Here is a 20,075-nt window from a genome sequence, read left to right on the forward strand (position 1 = left end):
AGAGGTAAGAAACATGAGCTTTGGTAAATTGCTTTTAATGGCGGTTGTTATTGGGTTCGTTTCAATATCTAAATGTGCTGATGGTATTGCTCAGGATAGGGTCAATAGTGAGCAAAGTAGCCAAGTAGATGCTGAACCCTCAGAATTGGAAGTACGCCTTTCAGGAAAAGAATTATATGATGCTTTAGTTTCTCAGACTGTCAGCGAACTTGACAGATTAGCTAGAGAACGTGAAGCATTGCGTTGGACTATTGTTAGTATTATCACAGCATTACTGGTAGGTGCAATTACTGTTGCTGGAGTTGCAGGATATAAGGATTTGCAGAAGAAGATATATGCACAACTCAAGGATGAAATTAACATCAATGAGTCGATTAAAGCAGCTATAGAAGAAAATGTACGCAAAGTTGCGTTGTCAAGAATTGATGAAAAAGTAGAGCAGCTAAACAAAGAATTTGCATTTTATAAATTCTCTAACCTAGCTTCGGATTTATCAGATAAATCTAGAGATAGTTTCTCCAATGCAGAGCGAGATGCTGTCATGGAAGTCGTTGATATCATAAAAGATTCTAAAGAAATTACGAGTAGACCTGAGTTTTTAGCTTCGTTAGAAAAAGTCGTAGATGTTTTTATCTCTGCTGATTTAGACGATTATATTGACGATTTAGAAGGGGTGTTGGAGGCGATAATAGGAAGATATCCTGGAATCGTCTATTCCTTGATGAACCAGTATGGTATGCGTGTTCTGGGTGATACTGAAGTTAGTGATGCTACTAAGGCGAGATTCTTCAAGTATGCCTATGCTTGTAAACATCACCGAATTTGGGAGATAGCCTTACCTTGGCTTATGGTGTACGAATTTAGCAACCAGCTTAATGGATGGGAAAAGAAAATCGAAGAGTACTTCATAGATGCACAACAGCTAAATCCAAATGATAAACAGAGATTCCTTGATGTTTTTGAACGATATACAGATCCTTCAAGATACAGAAGATCAACAGGGCAGATAATTCGATTTACCTGTAAATTTCAAGAATTTATCAAACACTATGAAGAGAAAATAGCTGCATTAAATCTTGCAGCTTCAACTTAGTAGAGGCTAAATATCTCAAAGATTTAGTAGTCTAACATAGGCCCTGAGGGAGACGGAGTCAACAGTCAGCCGTAAAGAAGCACTGAGTAAATTGATGCACAGATTCTAAATGCAGCAGACCATAAGCCATCCTGAGGTTGGCCACATTGCATTCTTAAAAGCGTTCCGTTCGTTGAATTGTTGCGTGTGTTTTAGTGTGATCTAAACCCTAGAATTACTGCACTCACCTCCTGCACTCGTCGTCACTTCAGCAGCGCTTTGAACTAGTATTGCCGCCAGCGGCGACTTCTTGCGCTGGAGCGCCGCCAGATAGCGGTCTTCGTCATAGGGCACTCGGTCTTGCCAGCAGCGCCAGAGAATCCGTCCCCACTTATACGCCAGAGCGCGAATCGCTTTGGGATGACTTTTGCCGGATCGCCGCTGCTGCTGATAGAACGCATTGGCCCACGATGAGTGCCGCCGCGACTGGTCAGCCCACTCTACAAAGGACTGCCGCAAGAACTTTGGACAACTCCAGCGCCAATGCGTCCAACGTTTCTTGCCACTCTCCTCTTTGACCGGTGCAATGCCGATATAGCTCATAAACGCCTGGGCGCTGCCGAAGCGACTGCGGTCATCGCCAAACGCAATCAGTAGCCGGGGCGCAAGATGGGGTCCTGCTCCGGGTAAAGCATCGAAAAACGCCGCATCTGGCAAAGACTGAAACAATTGCTCAATCGTTTGATTTAACTCATCGAGTCGATGCAACAGCGCCTTGAAGGGTATTGAGTGATAAAGTCACAAAACACTTGGGTGTCTTTATCCTCAAACCACTCCAGCACTTGAGGATAAAAGTTTTTCAAAGCAGCGGTGATGCGATTGGTCAGTCGTACCTTCTCTCCCACCAGCTGCTTGACTGACAAAACAGGTTAAAGCTGGAACGAAAGCCATGCGGGAAGCAGAGCATGATTTAGGCTGAGAAGTAACCACACAAACCAGTCAAATCAATGTCACCGACTTCCCGTCTTTATGATGCGTTGAATGATTTTCTGCGTCAATGCGACATTCAGTGGCAGGATGCTCGCCATCTGCAAACACTGTGCTGGATGATCATTGGCATGATTGGAAGCCAAAACGTTCATCTCAATGGATTTGGGGTGTATGTGAGGAGTCGCGCTCAAATGGCTCAATCCCACCAACGCCGGTTTCGCCGCTGGTTGTCGAATCGGCGGATCAATGTCGCGTCCGCTCATCATGCGCTGATTGGGCAGGCTCTGTCCAACTGGCAGACCCAACGACTCTACTTAAGCCTCGATACAACGGTCGTATGGAATTGTTTCTGCATCGTCTGGGTCGCAGTGGTGTACCGAGGAAGAACGGTTCCGGTCGCTTGGAAAGTGGTGGCGCAATCAAGCAGCACCGTCAGGTTGTGGACGATTCAACGGGTACTGCGGCAAGCGCAACGGCTGATGCCCGAGGGTGTCGCGATTGTCCTTTTGGCAGACCGAGGGTTTGCCGATGGCAAGTTGATGAAATACCTCCGGGAGAATCTGGGTTGGCATTTCCGCATCCGCATCAAACGCTCCTTCCAATTTCAGCACCAAGGGCAGTGGCGCCAGGTATCGTCGGTTCAATTGCAACCAGGACAAGCTTACTTTACGCCTGCAGTGTCGGTGGGTAGAACAAAGCCCTACGACAATGTTTACCTTGCCTTTGCCCACGACAAACTCAGCAGCGAGAATTGGACAATTGTGAGTGATGAGCCGACGAACTTGCAGACGTTTGCCCAATATCGACTGAGATTTCAGGTGGAGGAGTCGTTTTTGGATTTGAAGTCCAACGGGTTTAATCTCGAAGCCTCCAGACTCAGAGACAAGGTTGCCCTTTCCCAGTTGTGTGGGGTAATCGCCTTGACGATGCTGTTCTTAGTTCTCCAAGGGGTGCAAGTGGTCGCATCCGGCAAGCGTCGCCAAGTCGATGCTCACTGGAAGCGCGGCATGAGTTATCTCAAGCTGGGCTGGAATTGGATTCGGCTGGCTATCACTCACCAGTGGAAGATTCACGTTTATCAGTTCCTCTCCTGTTCACCTGACCCTCAACCTGCCATCGCATCAAGGCGACAACACGATGACTCCCTAAAGCGTGAATTCACTGTCCTCAGCCGTATTCCAGCTTCTTAGTTTTGTCAGTCAAGCAGCTCCCACCAGCATGCGGCGGGATTCACTCCACTGCCGCAACGCTCGCAGTTCACAAGATGCGGCTTGCCACGGGGGGATCTTGTCTGGGTGCTTGAGCAGCAGCTCAATCAAAATCTGGGCATCTACGGGGTCTGATTTTGCTCGTGAGGGCTGAAAGGCTCGTCGATAGTTAGAAACCGTGCGCGGATTGATGGGAAACAGCACTAGGTTGTCGTACTGGCACAGCGCGTAAATCAGGGGTCCTCGCTTTTGCTCCAGGCAGATGGCAATTGGGCTGTTGCCGTATCGCTGTTGCAAGGTCGCAACCCAGTTGGCAATCTCTTGCGGTTGAGCGCCAATCACGCTGTATTCTCGCTGTGCGCTCTCGGGGTCGTACAGACAGATGTCGTGTTTGCGATCTGACCAGTCAATGCCGATGTAGGCGACAAAGGTTCTTTCCATCAGCTAAGTTGGGGATAGTTTGTTGTCTGGAACTGGGCTGCCTGCTTCTGAGCGAAGAGATTATGGAAGGTGTCTGTCACCACTCCCTGAGAATTCGTTGAAGGAAGCTGGTCAAGGTTGAGGCGATGCAATATGTTAGTAGACATCGAGATGTCTGACGTTGGATGGTCGTCCTCAATCCCTAGCCCAGTCCCTTTTCCTATTACCATTTCTCTGGCTCTTAGCGATCTCTATGAGAGGAGCGAAGCGATATGTTAGTAGACATCTGACTGTCGCTCAATGCATGGTCGTCTCCTCTCTGTTGCGGTTCTGTCTCCCCATAACTGCGCTGCAACGGACGGAGCAGAGATCTTGACTGGGACTCAAAGGTTGTCTGCCGCCGTTGAGCTTCACCGTTAGCCGTCTTAGGCTTCAGCCTCGCCCCCTCTGTCCCTCTTGAAAAAATGCTGGAGTTAAGCGACAAGCTCAGGCTATCGTGATAAACTGCTGCAAGATCATTTGTTCTTGCATGATGATGGCGAATCTACCCCACTTCATTCAATATCAAGGCAGCAAGAGGAATCTGGCAAAGCACATCCTCCAGTTTTTTCCAAAAAATCTCAATAGGCTGGTAGAGCCTTTTGCTGGAACTGCTGCGATTAGTGTTGCTACGTCTGCAAGTCAGATTACCCACAGTTTTTGGTTGAATGATCTGAACAAGCCGCTAATCGAGCTACTAGAACTGTCTATAGAAAGACCAGACGAAATAGCAAATTTTTACTTGGAGCTATGGAATGAGCAACATACTAATTCTGTAGCCCATTATTTTGAAGTTAGGTCAAAATTTAATGAGACTAATGATCCAAAATTGTTCCTTTATCTACTAGCGAGATGCGTTAAAGGTTCGGTTCGCTACAATTCTGAAGGATTGTTCAACCAAAGTCCGGACAAAAGACGCAAAGGAACACGACCTGAAACAATGAGAAAAAATATAGCAGGTGTATCTAGTTTGCTCAAAGGCAGATGCAAGTTTACGAGTTTGGATTATCGAGAAGTATTAGAGCAAGTCCAAGAAGATGATTTTATTTATATGGATCCTCCGTATCAAGGTGTATGCGGAAATAGAGATTCAAGATATCTGTCTGGGATAAATTTCGATGATTTTGTGTTAGCTCTTGAACAATTAAATCGAAAAGGAGCTACATTTGCTATCAGTTACGACGGTAAATTGGGTGATAAGGCTTTTGGCAAGATTCTTCCTAAAAGCTTAAATCTTGAAAGAATCGAAATCGAAGTTGGCAGATCTTCACAGTCTACATTATTGGGCAAGGAAGAAACTACAATTGAGTCGTTGTACTTATCGCCAAGTTTATCCAAAAGCTTAATGAATACTAAGATCATAGATTTTAGCTATGTTGGAAAGAAACCAAAGCAGCTAACCCTCTTGGAAAAGCATGGAGAATTCGCAGCAGCTACCCGATGACTTCTTAGAACTTTGTCGCTCTGTAACAGCAAAGAGACCGAAGGCAGTCATTGATCACATCTTGCAACACGGATTTATTACAACTGAGGAGTTGAAAGAAACCTACGGTTATAACCATCCTCCAAGAGCAGCTAGAGATGTCAGAGAGAATGGTATAGCAATTTCTAGCCTAGTGAGGCGTATTTTGATATAATCTATTCAGTGAATTTACTTTACCCTTAACTCAAATGCGACCCTACTCACTAGATCTTAGACAAAAAATTATTGATGTCTACATTGAAGGGAATACGTCGCAACGTCAAATCGCTCAACAATTTCGAGTTGCTTACAGTTTCGTGCGAAAGCTGATCAAACAATATCGGGAAACAGGTGAGATTGCCCCCAAACGCCGCACTGAGCAAACGCCAACCAAATTAAGTAATGAGCAACTAGAGATCCTAAAAACGATTGCTGAATCAAATCATGACGCGACATTGGCAGAGTTGTGTGACTTGCTGGAACAAAGGGTCGGTGTTCGGATTGGCGTTTCGACGATGTTTCGTATGTTAGAGAAACTGAACTTAACCCTTAAAAAAAACGCTGTATCCCGACAAAAAGGAAACTGAACGGGTGCAAATCGAACGAGTCAAATTTTGGCAACTGGTTCGAGGATTCCTGGCTCAAGACTTAATCTTTATTGACGAATCAGGAGTGAACCTGGCTTTGACTCGACTCCGGGCACGTGCCCCGAAAGGAAAACGAGCCCATGGCAAGCGTCCCAGCAAACGAGGGAAACGGGTCTCGATTCTTGGTGCAATTAGCCTTAAAAAGGTAATTACCTATTCCAATCTCATCGGTTCAGTCGATGGACTTACCTTTGAAGCCTTCATTTCCCAGAGACTCGTTCCTAAGTTGTGGAAAGGGGCATGTGTCATCATGGATAACTGCTCGATTCATCTTGGTGAAGAAGTTAGGAGGTTGATTGAGGATGCAGGTGCTAAACTGATGTTTCTACCGCCGTACTCGCCGGACTTTTCACCCATCGAGAATTGCTTTTCAAAGATTAAGAGTATTCTGCGCTCCCTTGGGGCACGGAGCTATCTTGATCTAGACAAAGCCATTGAGGAGTCCTTCTCCCAAGTGTCATTGAATGACCTACAGAATTGGTTCTCCCATTGCTGTTACTATGCCTCGCCAGAATGAAAAACGCTATATCCCGTTAGAGACTTTTCGTGTTACTGGAAGTGATGGCAGAAAAATAGCTGCATATCGGTTTGGAGATATTAGCAAGGCAAGATTCACTCGCCTTTCTGGAAGAACAGGTTTATCCAAGCAGATTAAAGAGGCACTGATTAGTAGATACGGATGTAAGTGTTTTATTTATCTTGAAGAGGTAGATGAACGCGAGTTGCAAATTGATCATCGTGTTCCTTTTGAAGTTGATGGTGAGCCGGATCTAGCCCCGGAAAACTTTATGTTACTTTGTGGCTCTGCCAACCGGGCTAAATCGTGGTCATGCGAACATTGCGAAAACTGGAACAACATTAAGGATAAGTCTATTTGTCTATCCTGCTACTGGGCGTATCCGGAAAGCTATGAGCATATTGCAATGCGGCAAATCAGAAGAATAGATCTGCTTTGGGAAGGAGATGACATTGAGATTTATGAAAGGCTCAAGCAAAGGGCTGTTAGCGTAGAAAAGGAACTGCCTGAGTTTGTCAAAGAGATTATTGAGCGTGAGATCGAACGTAATGGCGACGGCTAACATAGGCCCTGAGGGAGACGGAGTCAATAGGTAGCCGTGAAGAAACATTGAGTCAATGGATACACAAAATCTAAACGCAGCAGATTATAAGTCAGCCTCATGCTGACTGCATCACATTCATCGCCACATTCCCAAAAGCGTTCCGTTCGTTGAACTGTCATGTGTCTTTTAGCGTAACTTGAACCCTAGAATTACTGCACTCACCTCCTGCACTCGTCGTCACTTCAGCAGCGCTTTGAACTAGCATTACCGCCAGTGGTGACCTCTTCCGCTGGAGCGCCGCCAGATAGCGGTCTTCGTCATAGGGCACTCGGTCTTGCCAGCAGCGCCAGAGAATCCGTCCCCACTTATACGCCAGAGCGCGAATCGCTTTGGGATGACTTTTGCCCGATCGCCGCTGCTGCTGATAGAACGCATTGGCCCACGATGAGTGCCGCCGCGACTGGTCAGCCCACTCTACAAAGGACTGCCGCAAGAACTTTGGACAACTCCAGCGCCAATGCGTCCAACGTTTCTTGCCACTCTCCTCTTTGACGGGTGCAATGCCGATATAGCTCATAAACGCCTGGGCGCTGCCGAAGCGACTGCGGTCATCGCCAAACGCAATCAGTAGCCGGGGCGCAAGATGGGGTCCTGCTCCGGGTAAAGCATCGAAAAACGCCGCATCTGGCAAAGACTGAAACAATTGCTCAATCGTTTGATTTAACTCATCGAGTCGATGCAACAGCGCCTTGAAGGGTATTGAGTGATAAAGTCACAAAACACTTGGGTGTCTTTATCCTCAAACCACTCCAGCACTTGAGGATAAAAGTTTTTCAAAGCAGCGGTGATGCGATTGGTCAGTCGTACCTTCTCTCCCACCAGCATGCGGCGGGATTCACTCCACTGCCGCAACGCTCGCAGTTCACAAGATGCGGCTTGCCACGGGGGGATCTTGTCTGGGTGCTTGAGCAGCAGCTCAATCAAAATCTGGGCATCTACGGGGTCTGATTTTGCTCGTGAGGGCTGAAAGGCTCGTCGATAGTTAGAAACCGTGCGCGGATTGATGGGAAACAGCACTAGGTTGTCGTACTGGCACAGCGCGTAAATCAGGGGTCCTCGCTTTTGCTCCAGGCAGATGGCAATTGGGCTGTTGCCGTATCGCTGTTGCAAGGTCGCAACCCAGTTGGCAATCTCTTGCGGTTGAGCGCCAATCACGCTGTATTCTCGCTGTGCGCTCTCGGGGTCGTACAGACAGATGTCGTGTTTGCGATCTGACCAGTCAATGCCGATGTAGGCGACAAAGGTTCTTTCCATCAGCTAAGTTGGGGATAGTTTGTTGTCTGGAACTGGGCTGCCTGCTTCTGAGCGAAGAGATTATGGAAGGTGTCTGTCACCACTCCCTGAGAATTCGTTGAAGGAAGCTGGTCAAGGTTGAGGCGATGCAATATGTTAGTAGACATCGAGATGTCTGACGTTGGATGGTCGTCCTCAATCCCTAGCCCAGTCCCTTTTCCTATTACCATTTCTCTGGCTCTTAGTGAGCTGTATGAGAGGAGCGAAGCGATATGTTAGTAGACATCTGACTGTCGCTCAATGCATGGTCGTCTCCTCTCTGTTGCGGTTCTGTCTCCCCATAACCATCACATCGGGGTACGACTGCAACAGCCGATGGGCTAACCGCAGCATGGGGAGGTATCGCTTTGTGCTGACGGTGGCACTGGGATGCTCCAAAACCCGCCACAGCAGCGGCACCGCTCGTCCGCAACAGGTAACCGTCAGGTGAATCCTGCAGTAGCGATTCCACAACACCGTCGTATCGAGCGCCAGGTAAAGCCGCCGACCTTGCCAGCGATGGATGGCGGCTAGCACCAGCGGCACGTACAGACTTTTGACCCGCACCCGGCGATTGCCTAGGAAGCGCTGCCACCGGCGTTCGGTGCTTTGCGCCTGACGGGCCCGACTGGGCACATAGGCTTCCCACTGCGGCAGGCTCAACCGACCGCTGCACACCAGGGCCGTCACCATCCACGCCAGCGCTTTGAGGTGGCGCAGGTCGCGGGCATTACTGGATTGACGCAATAACGACAGCACTTGATCATAGAGGCAGGTGGTGGCTGGCATGATACAGACCCTGAGATGACGCAAATTTCAGCATCTCATGTCAGCTCACCTTTTCCCTCTGTTGACGAGGTCTCAACTCTTTCAACCACTTGTGTCAGGCAGTCAGGCCCATAGCTCCTGAGTTGGAGCCGGAGGGCTTGGTCAGAGGAGCTTTTGGGCCAGCGTCCCCTACGAGAAATCAGGGGTTTCCAGAGATGTGTCAGGCAGTCAGCGCTGTACCTTATGTATCCTGCCGCTCACTAATCCAAGTAGTAAAACAAATACACTACAGTTGCCCAATTGTCAGACAGCATTGTTAAAGATTTGTCTATCGATAGAGTGACCTCTCTTGTCTAAGGGGTGGTTAATATACTGTTGGTGGTGTGGTGTTTCTAGATAAGTCTTGTTCTAGCTGATGTTGGTCAGGGCTGCTGAGATTTTGCATCATACGCCTCCATTACCTTAAAGGTTCGGTCGATCCTTGGGGAACTTCTTCATCAGTTCTCAGGATGCCGTCTGAACAGTTGGGTTGTCCTCTTTGCATCTGAATGGTTTTATGGTGTTTGATTCTGCTTTTCTGACAAACATTAGTACTCAGTTGGGAAGTTTTTTGCCCAGTCTGCTGGGTGCAGTCTTCATTCTTATTGCCGGTTGGGTTCTGGCGGCGATCGCAGCTTCGATTACCAAGCGAATTCTGCTGCGAACGAACCTAGACAACCGACTGGTCTCTACCTTTTTACCCGCCGGATCAACGGCTCGTCCCCATGTAGAGCAGTGGGGCGCGGCGCTGGTGTTTTGGATCATTATGATCTTTGCTATCGTGGCGTTTCTAAATGCGCTGCGGCTGGATGTGGTTTCGCAACCTTTGAATAATTTCCTCCAGCAGATTTTCAGCTATCTGCCTCGGCTGGGCGGTGCTGCAATTTTGGTGGCGTTAGCCTGGGTTTTGGCAAGTCTGGTTAAAGCCTTGGTAACTCGCGGATTGGCTCGATTTGGATTAGACGAAAAGCTAAATGTTGCCCCAAAAGAGGCAGAAACGGGGATGGCTGATCCCAATGTGGCTGCAAGAAGCGCAGAGGCAGGCGTGGTCGATCCATCCCGACAGCCCGTAGCCGAAAGCCCGTTTCTCTTGAGTGAAACGCTGGGCAATGTGCTGTATTGGTTTGTCTTTCTGTTTTTCTTGCCGCTGATTTTAGATGTGCTGCAATTGCAGGGGCCGTTGCAGCCTGTGCAGACTTTGCTCAACGACTTTTTGGTGATTTTGCCACGAATTTTGAGCGCGATCGCCATTGGTGCGGCAGGCTGGTTCATTGCCCAGGTCGTGCGGAATATCGTTACGAATCTGCTGCGGGCAGCGCGGGTCGATCGGCTGGGCACTCAGTTCGGCCTTTCCCGCACTCAGGGGGCGCTGTCGCTTTCTAGCTTGATTGGCACGCTGGTTTATGTGCTGATTTTGATTCCGACGGCGATCGCCGCGTTGCAAGCACTGGGAATTCGGGCGATTTCCGATCCGGCAGTCGCCATGCTGAACGACATTCTGACCGCGTTGCCTCGCATCTTCACGGCGGCAGTGCTGCTGATCGTGTTTTATGTCATTGGGCGATTTATTGCAGACTTGGTGACGAACCTGCTGACCAGCTTCGGCTTCAACAATGTGTTTGAGTGGATGGGGCTGCCTAGACAAACGGTGGCCACGGTTTCGCCCTCGCCGTCCAGCTCGCCCTACGATGCAACGCCGGGAGGAGAACCCACGGTCGTCCAGCCTGCTGCGACGCTGCCTCGGCGCACCCCTTCGGAAATTGTCGGCATTTTGGCGCTGGTGGGGATTATGCTGTTTGCCGCCGTGGCAGCGGCTGAGGTCTTGCAATTCCAGCAGCTAACGGCCATTGTGAATGGTATTTTGGCAGTGTCGGCGCGGGTGCTGGTGGGGGTTATTGTCTTTGGCGTGGGGTTGTACCTGGCGAATTTGGCCTTCAATCTCATTGCGGGATCGGGCGGTCGGCAGGCGCGAATTTTGGCGCAGGCGGCTCGGATTGCGATTATTGCGCTGGTTTCTGCGATGGCGCTCCAGCAGATGGGCATTGCGACCAATATTGTGGCGCTGGCGTTTGGGCTGCTGCTGGGGGCGATCGCCGTGGCGCTGGCGATCGCCTTTGGGCTGGGCGGGCGTGAGGTTGCCGCGGAGCAGCTTCGCGAATGGCTGGCTTCCTTTAAGCAGCAGTCCTAGGGTGTGCTAAACCGTTTGATCTCCCCTAGCCTCCCTTAGATCCCCCCTAGCCCCCCTTAGAAGGGGGGGAAGCTGAGCGGCACTGCTTTAGGAAGGGGGGGACTGGGCTGCAATGCTCCGGAGGTCCCCCTTTCTAAGGGGGATTCAAGGGGGATCGACCAGGAAATTCCTGCGTGAATCGTTGTGTAGTAACGCCGCGCAACGATTCACGGCCTCAAAGAGGTCTTCGTGCAGGAGGTCTAACATGGATTAGGTGTATGGATTAAGTGCGAGTGTCTGCCAATGACTGAGCCTGTATCCAAACCTGCATTCAAAAGAGTTAGCGCCATGAATCCACTGCGATCGCCAGCAATTTCACGCTCCCCAGTCCGCAGGCTTGCGCGATCTCGGCGAGAAGTCCTTGGCTTTTTGGGCAGCGTTGCGGGTACGGCGCTGTTTGGGTGTTCCCGTCAGCCGGAGGGGTTGCCGCCCATTGCGTCTTCTGGCTCGGCGCAGGCGGAAGCCCTGCTCGATTGCATTGTGCGGCCTCAGCAAACGGCAGGGCCTTTCTTTGTCGATACGCAGCTCAATCGGGTTGATCTTCGCACTGACCCTGCCACAGGGCAGATCAGTGCGGGAGTGCCGTTGGGGTTGCTTTTTCAGGTCTTTCAGGTGGAAAGCTTTCAGCCGGAAGGCCCCCGCAGGTGTGTGCCGCTGCCCAATGCTGTGGTGGATGTTTGGCAGTGTGATGCAGCGGGCGTATATTCTGGCGTGCGCGATCGCCGGTCAGACACCACAGGTCAGGCCTTTCTACGGGGCTACCAGCGGACTGATCAAAACGGTGTGGCTGAGTTCCTGACTATCTATCCGGGTTGGTATCCTGGCAGAGCCGTTCATATTCACTTCAAGATTCGCACCGGGTCTCCCTCAGGGGCGATCGCCCCAAGCAGCTATGAGTTTACCTCCCAGCTTTACTTTGACGATGCCTTGACCGATCGAATTCATCGCCAAACGCCTTACACAGCTAGGGGGCAGCGGGCCCAGCGGAATCATCAAGATGCGATCTTCCAGTTTGGCGGAGCGCAACTTCTGCTGCCTGTAGCGCAGACCGATTGGGGGTATTTCGGCAGATTTGGGATTGGATTAGAGATGGGCTAAACCAGGGCTAAACCAGGGCTAAACTAGGGCGGGTAGGGCGATCGCATCTCTGCAATAGCTGGCTAGATGGGGCGATCGGTAGCCCTCCTGCGTCCACAGGATGGGGAAGAAGGATTCATCCAGGGTGCTGTCGTTAATCCGCTTGTAGCGACCGTAGATATAACCGGGGGGAACGTCGCTAAACCGTGCTTCAGAACTGATCGTGTGAATGCCCAGGCTGCGGCGCGGGGTGGTTTCACTCAGGTTTTTGCCAGAGCCGTGCCACAATAGCCCGTGATGGAAGGCGCAGCCCCCGGCGGGGATTGTCAGGGGCACAATGTCTGGCTCGCTGACTCCGGCTGCTTTTGCGGTTTCCAGCATGGCCCAGCGATAGTCTTTTTGGGGCGCATGAAACTCTCCCGCGACCTCAAGCAAGGGCCAGCGGTGGGACCCTCGCACATACTGAAGCGTGCCCGTTTCCAGGCTCACATCATCCAGCGCAATCCAGCAGGTGACCATTTCGGCGGGCGTGAGATAGTTGATGTAGGCTCCGTCCTGATGCAGGGCAATCTCCTTGCCGCCACCGGGTGGTTTATACCAGAGGCTATCCTGGCCGATGCGTGCCCCTGGCCAGCCCGCCAGTTGGGCGCTGATGCGGCCGACCTCTGCTGATAGAGCGACACTGGCAATCGTGCGATCGCTCTTCCACGCATTGCAAATTTCGCGGGTCACGTCTGGCAGGCTCAGCCCTGGTCGCCAGTGCCACTCGTCGGGGTAGACCGTCGTTTCAAATTCACCCCGAAACAGCGGCTCGATGCGATCGCGCAACTGCTGCACTAGCTCCAGATCAATAAACTGCTCCAGAATGATAAACCCGTCTGTCTGAAACCGTTGAATGTCGTCCTCAGTAATCTGAAGGGGAGAATAAGCCATACCGCAGAAATTCCGAGTGAAACGTGGGGGGAATCGAGCCTGTTTGGACAACCAGCAGGACAGGCCCCCGGCATCGAGGGCCACTGTAGCGCTGCCTGCCCACTCTATTTGTGAAATTCGCTACGGTCTGCGGAGGCCAAGTTCCGCACAATGGGGTGCGTCTGTTTGTGCAGGATTATGGAATTTTCAACGCTAACGCCGGGGCATCTCACGATCGCCGCCAGTGATTTTGATGCTCGCCCAATGAGCTACCTTGAAAACGGCGAGCGGCTGGGGTATGAACCCGCTGTGGCGCGGGCGGTGTGTGCCAAGCTAGGGCTGGTGCCCGTGTGGCAAAATTTGCCCATGTCTGAGTTTTATTCCACACTGCACGCGGGCCAGTGTGATGTGGTGTGGTTTAACCAGGCGGTGACGGCAGAGCGCCTCAGCCACAGCCGCTTTACTCGGCCCTACGGGATCTATGACGAAGCGGTGATTGTGCGGGCCGATAGCCCCATCCACACGGCGACTGATCTTCAGGGCATGAAGCTGGGCGGGCTGGCGGATAGCACAAACCTGGCGCTGGGGGAGCAATTTGCCGACGTGACGCTGGTGCCGTTTCCGGGGAGCGATCAGGTGTTGCCGGAGATGCTGGCGGCGCTGCGGGCGGGCGAGATTGACGCGCTGGTGGATGATGAACTGGTGCTGATCACGGCGGCCGAGGCTGACCCGTCGCTGCGGCTGGCGTTTACGGTGGAAACGCGGCATCCGTTTGCGATCGCCCTCCGACCGACCGACGAAGACCTGCGACAGGCGCTGGATCAGACCCTAGAGGCGCTGCTCAGCGACGGCACGCTGGCGGCGCTGTGGGGCCAGTGGATTCCCTGGCGACCGTTTCCGTTTGTGTAGTGGAGGCTATGTAGTGGGGGCTGTGTAGTGGGGGCTATGATGCAGCAGGCTTGGGTGTCCGCGCCAGACCGCTATGATGACCTGCCCGCGCCCCTCGCGTCTGTTGTGGCAGAGTATCGGATTGCGCCCGGAACGGCGATCGCCTATCCGGTCAAAGCGGGTCAATTCATCCAGATTATCGACGTAGACGGCAGCCAGTGTTCAGATTTTCTGGCTTTTGCGGGCGAGGGCTATGGGGAGGAACTGGACGGCACTGTGACGCGGACGCTGCTGGGCTTGGCGATGCCCCAGGTGGGTTTGTTCGGCCACTATTTTTCTCAGCAGATGCGGCCGCTGGTGGAAGTGGTGCAGGATACCTGCGGTCGCCATGATAGCTTCATGCTGGCCTGCACTCGCCGCTATTACGAAGATGCAGGCTATCCAGGGCATCCCAGTTGCAGCGAAAATTTTAATCAGGTGCTTGGGCCCTACGGCATTGCGCCCCGGCTGGGCTGGCCTGCGATCAATTTCTTTTTTAATACTGAGGTGGATGGCACGGGCGCAATTATCGCCGGAGAAGCCTGGTCGCGTCCGGGGGATTATGTGCTGCTGAGGGCGCACCAGGACTTGCTCTGTGCTAGTTCGGCCTGCCCCGACGACATCGACCCTGTAAATGGCTGGAACCCTACGCCCATTCACGTCCGCATCTATGGGGCAGAGTCTTCGTTCCCCAGGCTGAGGGGCCATCGCGCTGCGCCCAGTCTGCCGCTGCGCCTGACGCAAGACAGCGCCTTCACGCCGCGCATTCGAGACCTGACGCGGCATCTGGCAGACTACAACGGCTTTTGGGTTCCCCTCTCGTATCCTCAGCAGGGCAAGGCGGCGGACTATTGGGCCCTGCGGGAGCGGGTGGCGGTGATGGATCTGTCGGCGTTGCGAAAGTTTGACCTCACTGGAGCAGATGCGCTGGTGCTGCTCCAGTGGGTGTTTTCGCGCAATGTGGCTCAACTGGCGGTGGGGCAGTCGGCTTATGGCTGCTTGCTGAATCCCCACGGGGGGATCGTGGACGATGGGATTGTGTTTCGCTTGGGGGAGGCGGCTTTTCGCTATGTGGGCAACTGCGACACCGATGCCCTGTGGCTGCACACCGTGGCCCAGGAGCGGGGCTTTGCGGTGGAGATTCTGCCGATGAGCGATCGCCTCCATAACTTATCCGTGCAGGGCCCCTGCTCCCGCGATTTGCTGACTCCGCTAATCCGGTTCGACCCCCAGTGGGGCCTCTCGACGCTGGCGGAACTGGGCTACTTCCGCTTTGCCACGGGGACGCTGGAGGGCATCCCGGTGTTTATTTCGCGCACGGGCTACACGGGAGAGTTGGGCTATGAACTGTTTGTAGACCCCTGCGACGGACTGGCGCTGTGGGATGCCGTGATGCAGGCGGGCAAACCTTTTGGGCTGTTGCCGATGGGGATGGAAGCGATCGACTGCGCCCGCATCGAAGCTGGGCTGCTGGCGGCTGGTCGCGAGTTTAGTGATTTGATCTCGCCGTATCAGGCGGGCATTGGCTGGAGTGTGGCGCTGAAGAGTAAGGGCGATTTTATCGGTCGGGCAGCTCTGGAAGCGCTGCGATCGCGCCCCCCCTTCGTCGCGGTTGGGCTAACCCTGGCGGGGAATGAGGTCGCCTGTGGCGGGCAGGGGGTCTATGCCGCAGGGCAGCCCTGGCGGATTGGGCAGGTGACGAGCGGGACGTTTTCGCCTGTGCTGAACCGCAGCATTGCGATCGCCCAGATTGCGCCGGACTATGCCCAACTGGGGACGGTCGTTGAGGTTGGCTTTTTGGATGGCATTAAGCGGCGCGATCGCGCAACGGTCGGCCCCCTTTCCCCCTACGACCCCACCAAAAGCCGGGTCAAAGCATAGATAGCCAGCAGACTCCGACTTTTGGTGTTCCGCAACGCTTGTATCTCTACCTCCGTCTCCACCTTTTGGCGTTCCGCAACACTTGTATCCCCATCTCCATCTACGCTGCGTTCTATGCCCCTCGCCCCCTCGACCGATCGCACGCTCTGGGACTTTGCTGGAATTGACGGGCTGCAAGTCGCCCGCCACCTGTTTGGTGAGTCCATTGCCCACATTAGCCCGTTCCAATCCCTGACCACGGCGCTGCAAGGCTATCCCTGCGCTGTGCTGCGGCTGTGTGAAAACAACTTTCGGGTTGCCTTGCCCCAGGCGTTGGCGCTGAATGAGCTGATTCGTCCGCTGCCCTGGCGGGTCTGGGTGGCGCGATCGCCCTACCTGACTGCACTCACGCTGCCTGTTGGGCCGGGCCTCTCCTGGCTCTATCGGCGGGCCACGACCAAGCCGCTGTATACGCTGCAACCGCTGCCGGGCGATCGCGCGGTTCCTGCCCGACTGGATGGCATTGCTGTTCTAATTTGGCATCACGAGTGGTTGGGGCAACCCCGGCTCGACCTCCACCTGGCCACCGCTGATGTGCCCCTGGTGCGGGCGCAGATGGCGGACGCGGGGATGGAGGAAGACCAGCGGGCGATCGCCCCTTAGAAGCGCCCTACAACGAAGCCCAGAACCCTGACCCAACGAAGCCCAGAACTCTGACCAGAGGAAAACATTTCTGCTCACCCGATCCAAACCCCATCGAACCTGGTCAAAATTCACAAAGTCCCGCCCAGCAAGCACCCCAGACCGAAGGACTGCCCCCCTCTGCTCCTGCCGACGGCATTCAGTATCCGCTTTAGCAAAATCAGCTTGTCGGAACAAGCTATAAACCCCAGTATTTGGAGCGGGCGATCGCTCTAGGCTCAGAGCGTTAATCTCAGCTCCAAACTGTCGGGCAAAAGAGGTGAAACCAAACGATGACTCCTCGCGTGGCAATCATTGGGGCGGGCCCTTGCGGACTCTCTCAGCTTCAAGCCTTCGAGCAGGCGCGGCTGAAGGGGGCCGACATTCCAGAAATCGTCTGCTTTGAAAAGCAGGCCGACTGGGGCGGGCTGTGGAACTATACCTGGCGCACTGGGCTGGACGAGTATGGCGAACCCGTCCACGGCAGCATGTATCGCTACCTCTGGTCGAATGGCCCCAAGGAATGCCTGGAGTTTGCGGACTACACCTTTGACGAACACTTCCAGCGCCCAATTCCCTCGTTTCCGCCGCGCGAAGTGCTGTACGACTACATCACCGGGCGGGCTAAGAAGAATCATCTCCGGCGCTACATCCGGTTCAGTACGGTTGTGCGGCAGGTGGAGTTTACCGAAGGACAGTTTCGCGTCCGCGTCAAAGACTTGGTGGCTGACCAGGAGCGCGTTGAAACCTTTGACTTTGTGGTGGTTGCAACGGGGCACTTTTCAATTCCCAACCTGCCCAAGTTCGAGGGGATTGAGCAGTTTCCCGGCCGCGTTCTGCATAGCCACGACTTTCGGGAAGCCCGCGAATTTGCAGGGAAGGATTTGCTGGTGGTAGGCAGCAGCTATTCGGCCGAGGACATTGCGCTGCAAACCTATAAGTACGGCGCGAAATCGGTCACCATCAGCTATCGCACTGCGCCAATGGGGTTCAAGTGGCCGGAGGGCATTGAAGAAGTGCCGCTGCTGACCAAGCTGGAGGGCAAAGTGGCGCATTTCCAGGACGGCAGCAGCAAAAAGGTGGATGCTATCGTATTCTGCGTGGGCTACCAGCACAACTTTCCGTTTGTGGAAGACAGTCTGCGGCTCAAAACCAAGAACCGACTCTATCCCGGCTCCCTCTACAAGGGCATTTTTTGGATGTCCAATCCCAAGCTGATGTATTTGGGAATGCAGGATCAGTTTTATACCTTCAGCATGTTTGATGTGCAAGCATGGTATGCGCGGGATGTGATGCTGGGGCGCATTGCTTTGCCGTCTTATGAGGAGATGGCTGCCGACATTGCCCACTGGCAGGCGCGGGAAGAGAGTCTGGCCAATCCCTTTGAGCAGATTGACTTTCAGAAGGATTACATTGTCGATCTGGCGGATCAGGTGGACTATCCTTCCTGTGATTGGGAACTGACGACGGAGCTATTTAAGGTTTGGGAACACGATAAGGAACAGAGCATTTTGGGCTATCGAGATAAGGTGTTTCGATCTCCCTGCACGGGGACGGAAGCAACGGTACACCATACCCCGTGGATTGAGGCGATGGATGATTCGCTGGCTAGCTTCTTAGGGAACTAGTTGGGGAACTAGTTAGGGAACTAGCGTCCCGGTTCCTGATGCTTCGCTGCTTGTGTCGAACTGACTTGAGACCTACCAGAACTGACCTGGATTTTGCACTAAGATTTTGCACTAAGGAGGTTGACCCGTGACTGCTCTCGTTCCCAAGCCAGAAACCCTGACCCACCTAGAAGCCTACGTCGCTCAGCCGGGGCGTGCAGACCTGGTGGCCCAAGTTCGCGCCAAGATTGATGAACTGGGTATCCAGTACATCTATTACCAGTTTGTGTCGGTGACGGGGCGGATTACGGGTAAGGGGGTTCCTGCGGCCCACTGGGAAAGCGTTGCAGAACGCGGCATCCAGCTTGTGTATGGGGCGATGGCCAATCTGTTTCTCGACCGCTACGGCAACTATATTGGCTACGGGCCCGAAGCGTCGGAACTGGTGGCGATTCCTGACCCGGATACCTTTTGCCAGTTACCGTGGGACAAGCGGGTGGCTCGTGTCTTTTGTACGTGCTTCCGCAACCGCGAGGAGCCGGAAGCGCCCGGATCTTATCTGACGGCTGACTGTCGCGGCAATTTGCGCCGTATCCATGCCCAGTTTCAGGCGGATCATAACGGGCTGCACCTGCGTCATGGCACAGAGCCGGAGATGATGTGGCTGAAGAAGGGGCCAGATGGCAAGCCGGATGGCGGAGTGACGAAGCCCAACTGCTACCATATCCACCAGTTTGAGGAATTGCGGCCGGTGGTGCTGCGGGTGATTGAGTATGCGAATGCGATGGGGCTGGATATGATTCAGGGCGATCATGAGGATGCGCCGGGGCAGTTGGAGCTGAATTTTATGTTTGATGAGGCGCTGCGGACGTGCGATCGCCTCACGACCTATCGCCAGATCTGCGCCCAAGTGGCCCGCGAATTCAATCTGATTGCCTGCTTTATGTCGAAGCCGTTTATGGGGCTATCGGCCAACGGCTGCCACCACAACCTGTCACTATGGTATGGCGGACAGGATGAGGTCAACGCCCTGGGGCTGGATTCGCTGCCTGGAATGCCTGGTACGTTTAGCTATCGCAAGGGCGGCGAAAACACCTTCCTGCCCGACCCCAGCCTCAGCAAGACCAAGCCTGGCCCGATCGGGCTACAGTCGATTGGCGGCGTGATTGAGCATTTGGGGGCGTTGACGGCGATTGGCTGCTCTACGGTCAACTCCTATCGCCGCCTGTGGGATAAGGGACTGTGGGCCCCGGTCTATGCGGATTGGGGCTTTCAGAATCGTACCTGCGGGCTGCGAGTCTCGGCACCGGGTCGGTTTGAGTATCGCGCGGTGGATTCGATGGTCAACCCGTATTTGATGGCGGCTGCTCTGCTGAAGGCGTTTGATGATGGGATTCGGCGCAACCTCGATCCGGGTGAGCCGGAAAGCCGAAACCTCTATGAAGCGATGGAGGCTGGAAAGCAGGTGAAGAAGCTGCCGATGTCGCTGGGGGAGGCGCTGGTACGACTGGATGAGGATGAGGTGATTCGGTCTGCGCTGCCGGGTGAGATGTACAAACTCTACGCCTGGTACAAGCGAGATGAATGGGAGAAGTTTCTGGCGACGACCTCAGACTGGGATGTGGAGATGTATCTGGATTGCTTGCCGTAGGGTGTTTGTGAACCGTTTGGAACTGCCGACAGGGTGACTGGGTTTGAGGGTGTGTATCTGGATTGCTTGCCGTAGGGTGTTTGTGAATCCTTTGA

The 20,075-nt window shown here is 53.4% G+C and carries 17 protein-coding genes and 2 pseudogenes; 13 read left to right on the forward strand and 6 right to left on the reverse strand.

The window, feature by feature from the left end; all coding sequences use genetic code 11:
- Positions 1 to 13: 13 nt before the first annotated feature.
- On the forward strand, positions 14 to 1,093 hold the full coding sequence (locus HPC62_RS19145; protein WP_172358095.1) for a hypothetical protein: 1,080 nt from the start codon (positions 14 to 16) through the stop codon (positions 1,091 to 1,093).
- 201 nt (positions 1,094 to 1,294) lie between these two features.
- Here HPC62_RS19145 and HPC62_RS19150 read toward each other — a convergent pair.
- Positions 1,295 to 1,986, reverse strand: a pseudogene (locus HPC62_RS19150) (transposase); the annotation flags it as partial.
- A gap of 93 nt (positions 1,987 to 2,079) precedes the next feature.
- On the opposite strand from HPC62_RS19150, the gene HPC62_RS19155 reads away from it, so the two are divergent.
- Complete coding sequence (locus HPC62_RS19155; protein WP_172353422.1) at positions 2,080 to 3,252, forward strand: transposase; 1,173 nt, start codon at positions 2,080 to 2,082, stop codon at positions 3,250 to 3,252.
- A gap of 9 nt (positions 3,253 to 3,261) precedes the next feature.
- Here the strand turns inward: HPC62_RS19155 and HPC62_RS19160 are convergent, their stop codons facing one another.
- Entirely contained in the window at positions 3,262 to 3,711 is a 450-nt protein-coding gene (locus tag HPC62_RS19160) for an IS110 family transposase (protein WP_216655290.1), read from the reverse strand.
- Between the two features lie 514 nt (positions 3,712 to 4,225).
- On the opposite strand from HPC62_RS19160, the gene HPC62_RS19165 reads away from it, so the two are divergent.
- The 4 genes and pseudogenes from HPC62_RS19165 to HPC62_RS19175 all read left to right on the forward strand — a co-directional run bounded on the left by HPC62_RS19165 (position 4,226) and on the right by HPC62_RS19175 (position 6,917).
- Positions 4,226 to 5,173, forward strand: coding sequence for a DNA adenine methylase (locus tag HPC62_RS19165; RefSeq protein WP_172359054.1), 948 nt, complete (start codon positions 4,226 to 4,228; stop codon positions 5,171 to 5,173).
- Positions 5,145 to 5,342 (forward strand): annotated as a pseudogene (locus tag HPC62_RS24240) (HNH endonuclease); the annotation flags it as partial. The gene HPC62_RS19165 and the pseudogene HPC62_RS24240, both read left to right, overlap by 29 nt.
- 58 nt (positions 5,343 to 5,400) lie before the next feature.
- Positions 5,401 to 6,355 (forward strand): IS630 family transposase gene (locus tag HPC62_RS19170; protein WP_205370770.1). Its coding sequence is split into 2 segments (ribosomal slippage): positions 5,401 to 5,744 and positions 5,743 to 6,355, totalling 957 coding nucleotides; the frame shifts between segments, so codons are not numbered across the junction.
- Positions 6,339 to 6,917, forward strand: coding sequence for an HNH endonuclease (locus tag HPC62_RS19175; protein WP_225910577.1), 579 nt, complete (start codon positions 6,339 to 6,341; stop codon positions 6,915 to 6,917). Before HPC62_RS19170 ends, HPC62_RS19175 begins: the two co-directional genes overlap by 17 nt.
- 157 nt (positions 6,918 to 7,074) lie before the next feature.
- Here the strand turns inward: HPC62_RS19175 and HPC62_RS23780 are convergent, their stop codons facing one another.
- The 3 genes from HPC62_RS23780 to HPC62_RS23215 all read right to left on the reverse strand — a co-directional run bounded on the left by HPC62_RS23780 (position 7,075) and on the right by HPC62_RS23215 (position 9,020).
- Positions 7,075 to 7,602 (reverse strand): transposase, encoded by a 528-nt coding sequence (locus HPC62_RS23780; protein WP_228721658.1) that lies wholly within the window; start codon positions 7,600 to 7,602, stop codon positions 7,075 to 7,077.
- 17 nt (positions 7,603 to 7,619) lie between these two features.
- A complete protein-coding gene (locus HPC62_RS23785) occupies positions 7,620 to 8,213 on the reverse strand; it encodes an IS110 family transposase (RefSeq protein WP_228721659.1) in 594 nt (197 codons plus the stop codon).
- A gap of 276 nt (positions 8,214 to 8,489) precedes the next feature.
- On the reverse strand, positions 8,490 to 9,020 hold the full coding sequence (locus HPC62_RS23215; protein WP_216655264.1) for a hypothetical protein: 531 nt from the start codon (positions 9,018 to 9,020) through the stop codon (positions 8,490 to 8,492).
- 535 nt (positions 9,021 to 9,555) lie between these two features.
- On the opposite strand from HPC62_RS23215, the gene HPC62_RS19190 reads away from it, so the two are divergent.
- Both HPC62_RS19190 and HPC62_RS19195 read left to right on the forward strand, forming a co-directional pair.
- Positions 9,556 to 11,226, forward strand: coding sequence for a mechanosensitive ion channel (locus tag HPC62_RS19190; RefSeq protein ID WP_172358096.1), 1,671 nt, complete (start codon positions 9,556 to 9,558; stop codon positions 11,224 to 11,226).
- A gap of 327 nt (positions 11,227 to 11,553) precedes the next feature.
- Positions 11,554 to 12,363, forward strand: a complete 810-nt coding sequence (locus tag HPC62_RS19195; protein ID WP_172358097.1) for an intradiol ring-cleavage dioxygenase — start codon at positions 11,554 to 11,556, stop codon at positions 12,361 to 12,363.
- 18 nt (positions 12,364 to 12,381) lie between these two features.
- On the opposite strand, the gene HPC62_RS19200 is transcribed toward HPC62_RS19195, so the two are convergent.
- Entirely contained in the window at positions 12,382 to 13,275 is an 894-nt protein-coding gene (locus HPC62_RS19200) for a phytanoyl-CoA dioxygenase family protein (protein ID WP_172358098.1), read from the reverse strand.
- A gap of 177 nt (positions 13,276 to 13,452) precedes the next feature.
- Here HPC62_RS19200 and HPC62_RS19205 point away from each other — a divergent pair, with 177 nt between their 5' ends.
- The 5 genes from HPC62_RS19205 to HPC62_RS19225 all read left to right on the forward strand — a co-directional run bounded on the left by HPC62_RS19205 (position 13,453) and on the right by HPC62_RS19225 (position 19,980).
- The gene (locus HPC62_RS19205; RefSeq protein ID WP_172358099.1) at positions 13,453 to 14,163 is read left to right on the forward strand and encodes a substrate-binding periplasmic protein; all 711 of its coding nucleotides are present in this window, start codon (positions 13,453 to 13,455) and stop codon (positions 14,161 to 14,163) included.
- A 36-nt stretch (positions 14,164 to 14,199) separates the two neighbouring features.
- Positions 14,200 to 16,062, forward strand: coding sequence for a DUF1989 domain-containing protein (locus HPC62_RS19210; RefSeq protein ID WP_225906664.1), 1,863 nt, complete (start codon positions 14,200 to 14,202; stop codon positions 16,060 to 16,062).
- A gap of 114 nt (positions 16,063 to 16,176) precedes the next feature.
- Entirely contained in the window at positions 16,177 to 16,704 is a 528-nt protein-coding gene (locus HPC62_RS19215) for a hypothetical protein (RefSeq protein WP_172358100.1), read from the forward strand.
- A 311-nt stretch (positions 16,705 to 17,015) separates the two neighbouring features.
- The gene (locus HPC62_RS19220; protein ID WP_172358101.1) at positions 17,016 to 18,350 is read left to right on the forward strand and encodes an NAD(P)-binding domain-containing protein; all 1,335 of its coding nucleotides are present in this window, start codon (positions 17,016 to 17,018) and stop codon (positions 18,348 to 18,350) included.
- 157 nt (positions 18,351 to 18,507) lie between these two features.
- Positions 18,508 to 19,980: a glutamine synthetase family protein gene (locus HPC62_RS19225; protein ID WP_172359056.1), complete on the forward strand. Its 1,473-nt coding sequence runs from the start codon at positions 18,508 to 18,510 to the stop codon at positions 19,978 to 19,980.
- Positions 19,981 to 20,075: the final 95 nt, after the last annotated feature.

The organism is Thermoleptolyngbya sichuanensis A183 (assembly GCF_013177315.1).
Classification (GTDB): domain Bacteria; phylum Cyanobacteriota; class Cyanobacteriia; order Elainellales; family Elainellaceae; genus Thermoleptolyngbya; species Thermoleptolyngbya sichuanensis.

Coding starts and splice junctions, on each gene's coding strand:
- HPC62_RS19145 (WP_172358095.1), top strand. CDS start 14: ATGAGCTTTGGTAAATTGCTTTTAATGGCGGTTGTTATTGGGTTCGTT.
- HPC62_RS19155 (WP_172353422.1), top strand. CDS start 2,080: ATGTCACCGACTTCCCGTCTTTATGATGCGTTGAATGATTTTCTGCGT.
- HPC62_RS19160 (WP_216655290.1), bottom strand. CDS start 3,711: ATGGAAAGAACCTTTGTCGCCTACATCGGCATTGACTGGTCAGATCGC.
- HPC62_RS19165 (WP_172359054.1), top strand. CDS start 4,226: ATGGCGAATCTACCCCACTTCATTCAATATCAAGGCAGCAAGAGGAAT.
- HPC62_RS19175 (WP_225910577.1), top strand. CDS start 6,339: ATGCCTCGCCAGAATGAAAAACGCTATATCCCGTTAGAGACTTTTCGT.
- HPC62_RS23785 (WP_228721659.1), bottom strand. CDS start 8,213: ATGGAAAGAACCTTTGTCGCCTACATCGGCATTGACTGGTCAGATCGC.
- HPC62_RS23215 (WP_216655264.1), bottom strand. CDS start 9,020: ATGCCAGCCACCACCTGCCTCTATGATCAAGTGCTGTCGTTATTGCGT.
- HPC62_RS19190 (WP_172358096.1), top strand. CDS start 9,556: ATGGTGTTTGATTCTGCTTTTCTGACAAACATTAGTACTCAGTTGGGA.
- HPC62_RS19195 (WP_172358097.1), top strand. CDS start 11,554: ATGAATCCACTGCGATCGCCAGCAATTTCACGCTCCCCAGTCCGCAGG.
- HPC62_RS19200 (WP_172358098.1), bottom strand. CDS start 13,275: ATGGCTTATTCTCCCCTTCAGATTACTGAGGACGACATTCAACGGTTT.
- HPC62_RS19205 (WP_172358099.1), top strand. CDS start 13,453: ATGGAATTTTCAACGCTAACGCCGGGGCATCTCACGATCGCCGCCAGT.
- HPC62_RS19210 (WP_225906664.1), top strand. CDS start 14,200: ATGATGCAGCAGGCTTGGGTGTCCGCGCCAGACCGCTATGATGACCTG.
- HPC62_RS19215 (WP_172358100.1), top strand. CDS start 16,177: ATGCCCCTCGCCCCCTCGACCGATCGCACGCTCTGGGACTTTGCTGGA.
- HPC62_RS19220 (WP_172358101.1), top strand. CDS start 17,016: ATGACTCCTCGCGTGGCAATCATTGGGGCGGGCCCTTGCGGACTCTCT.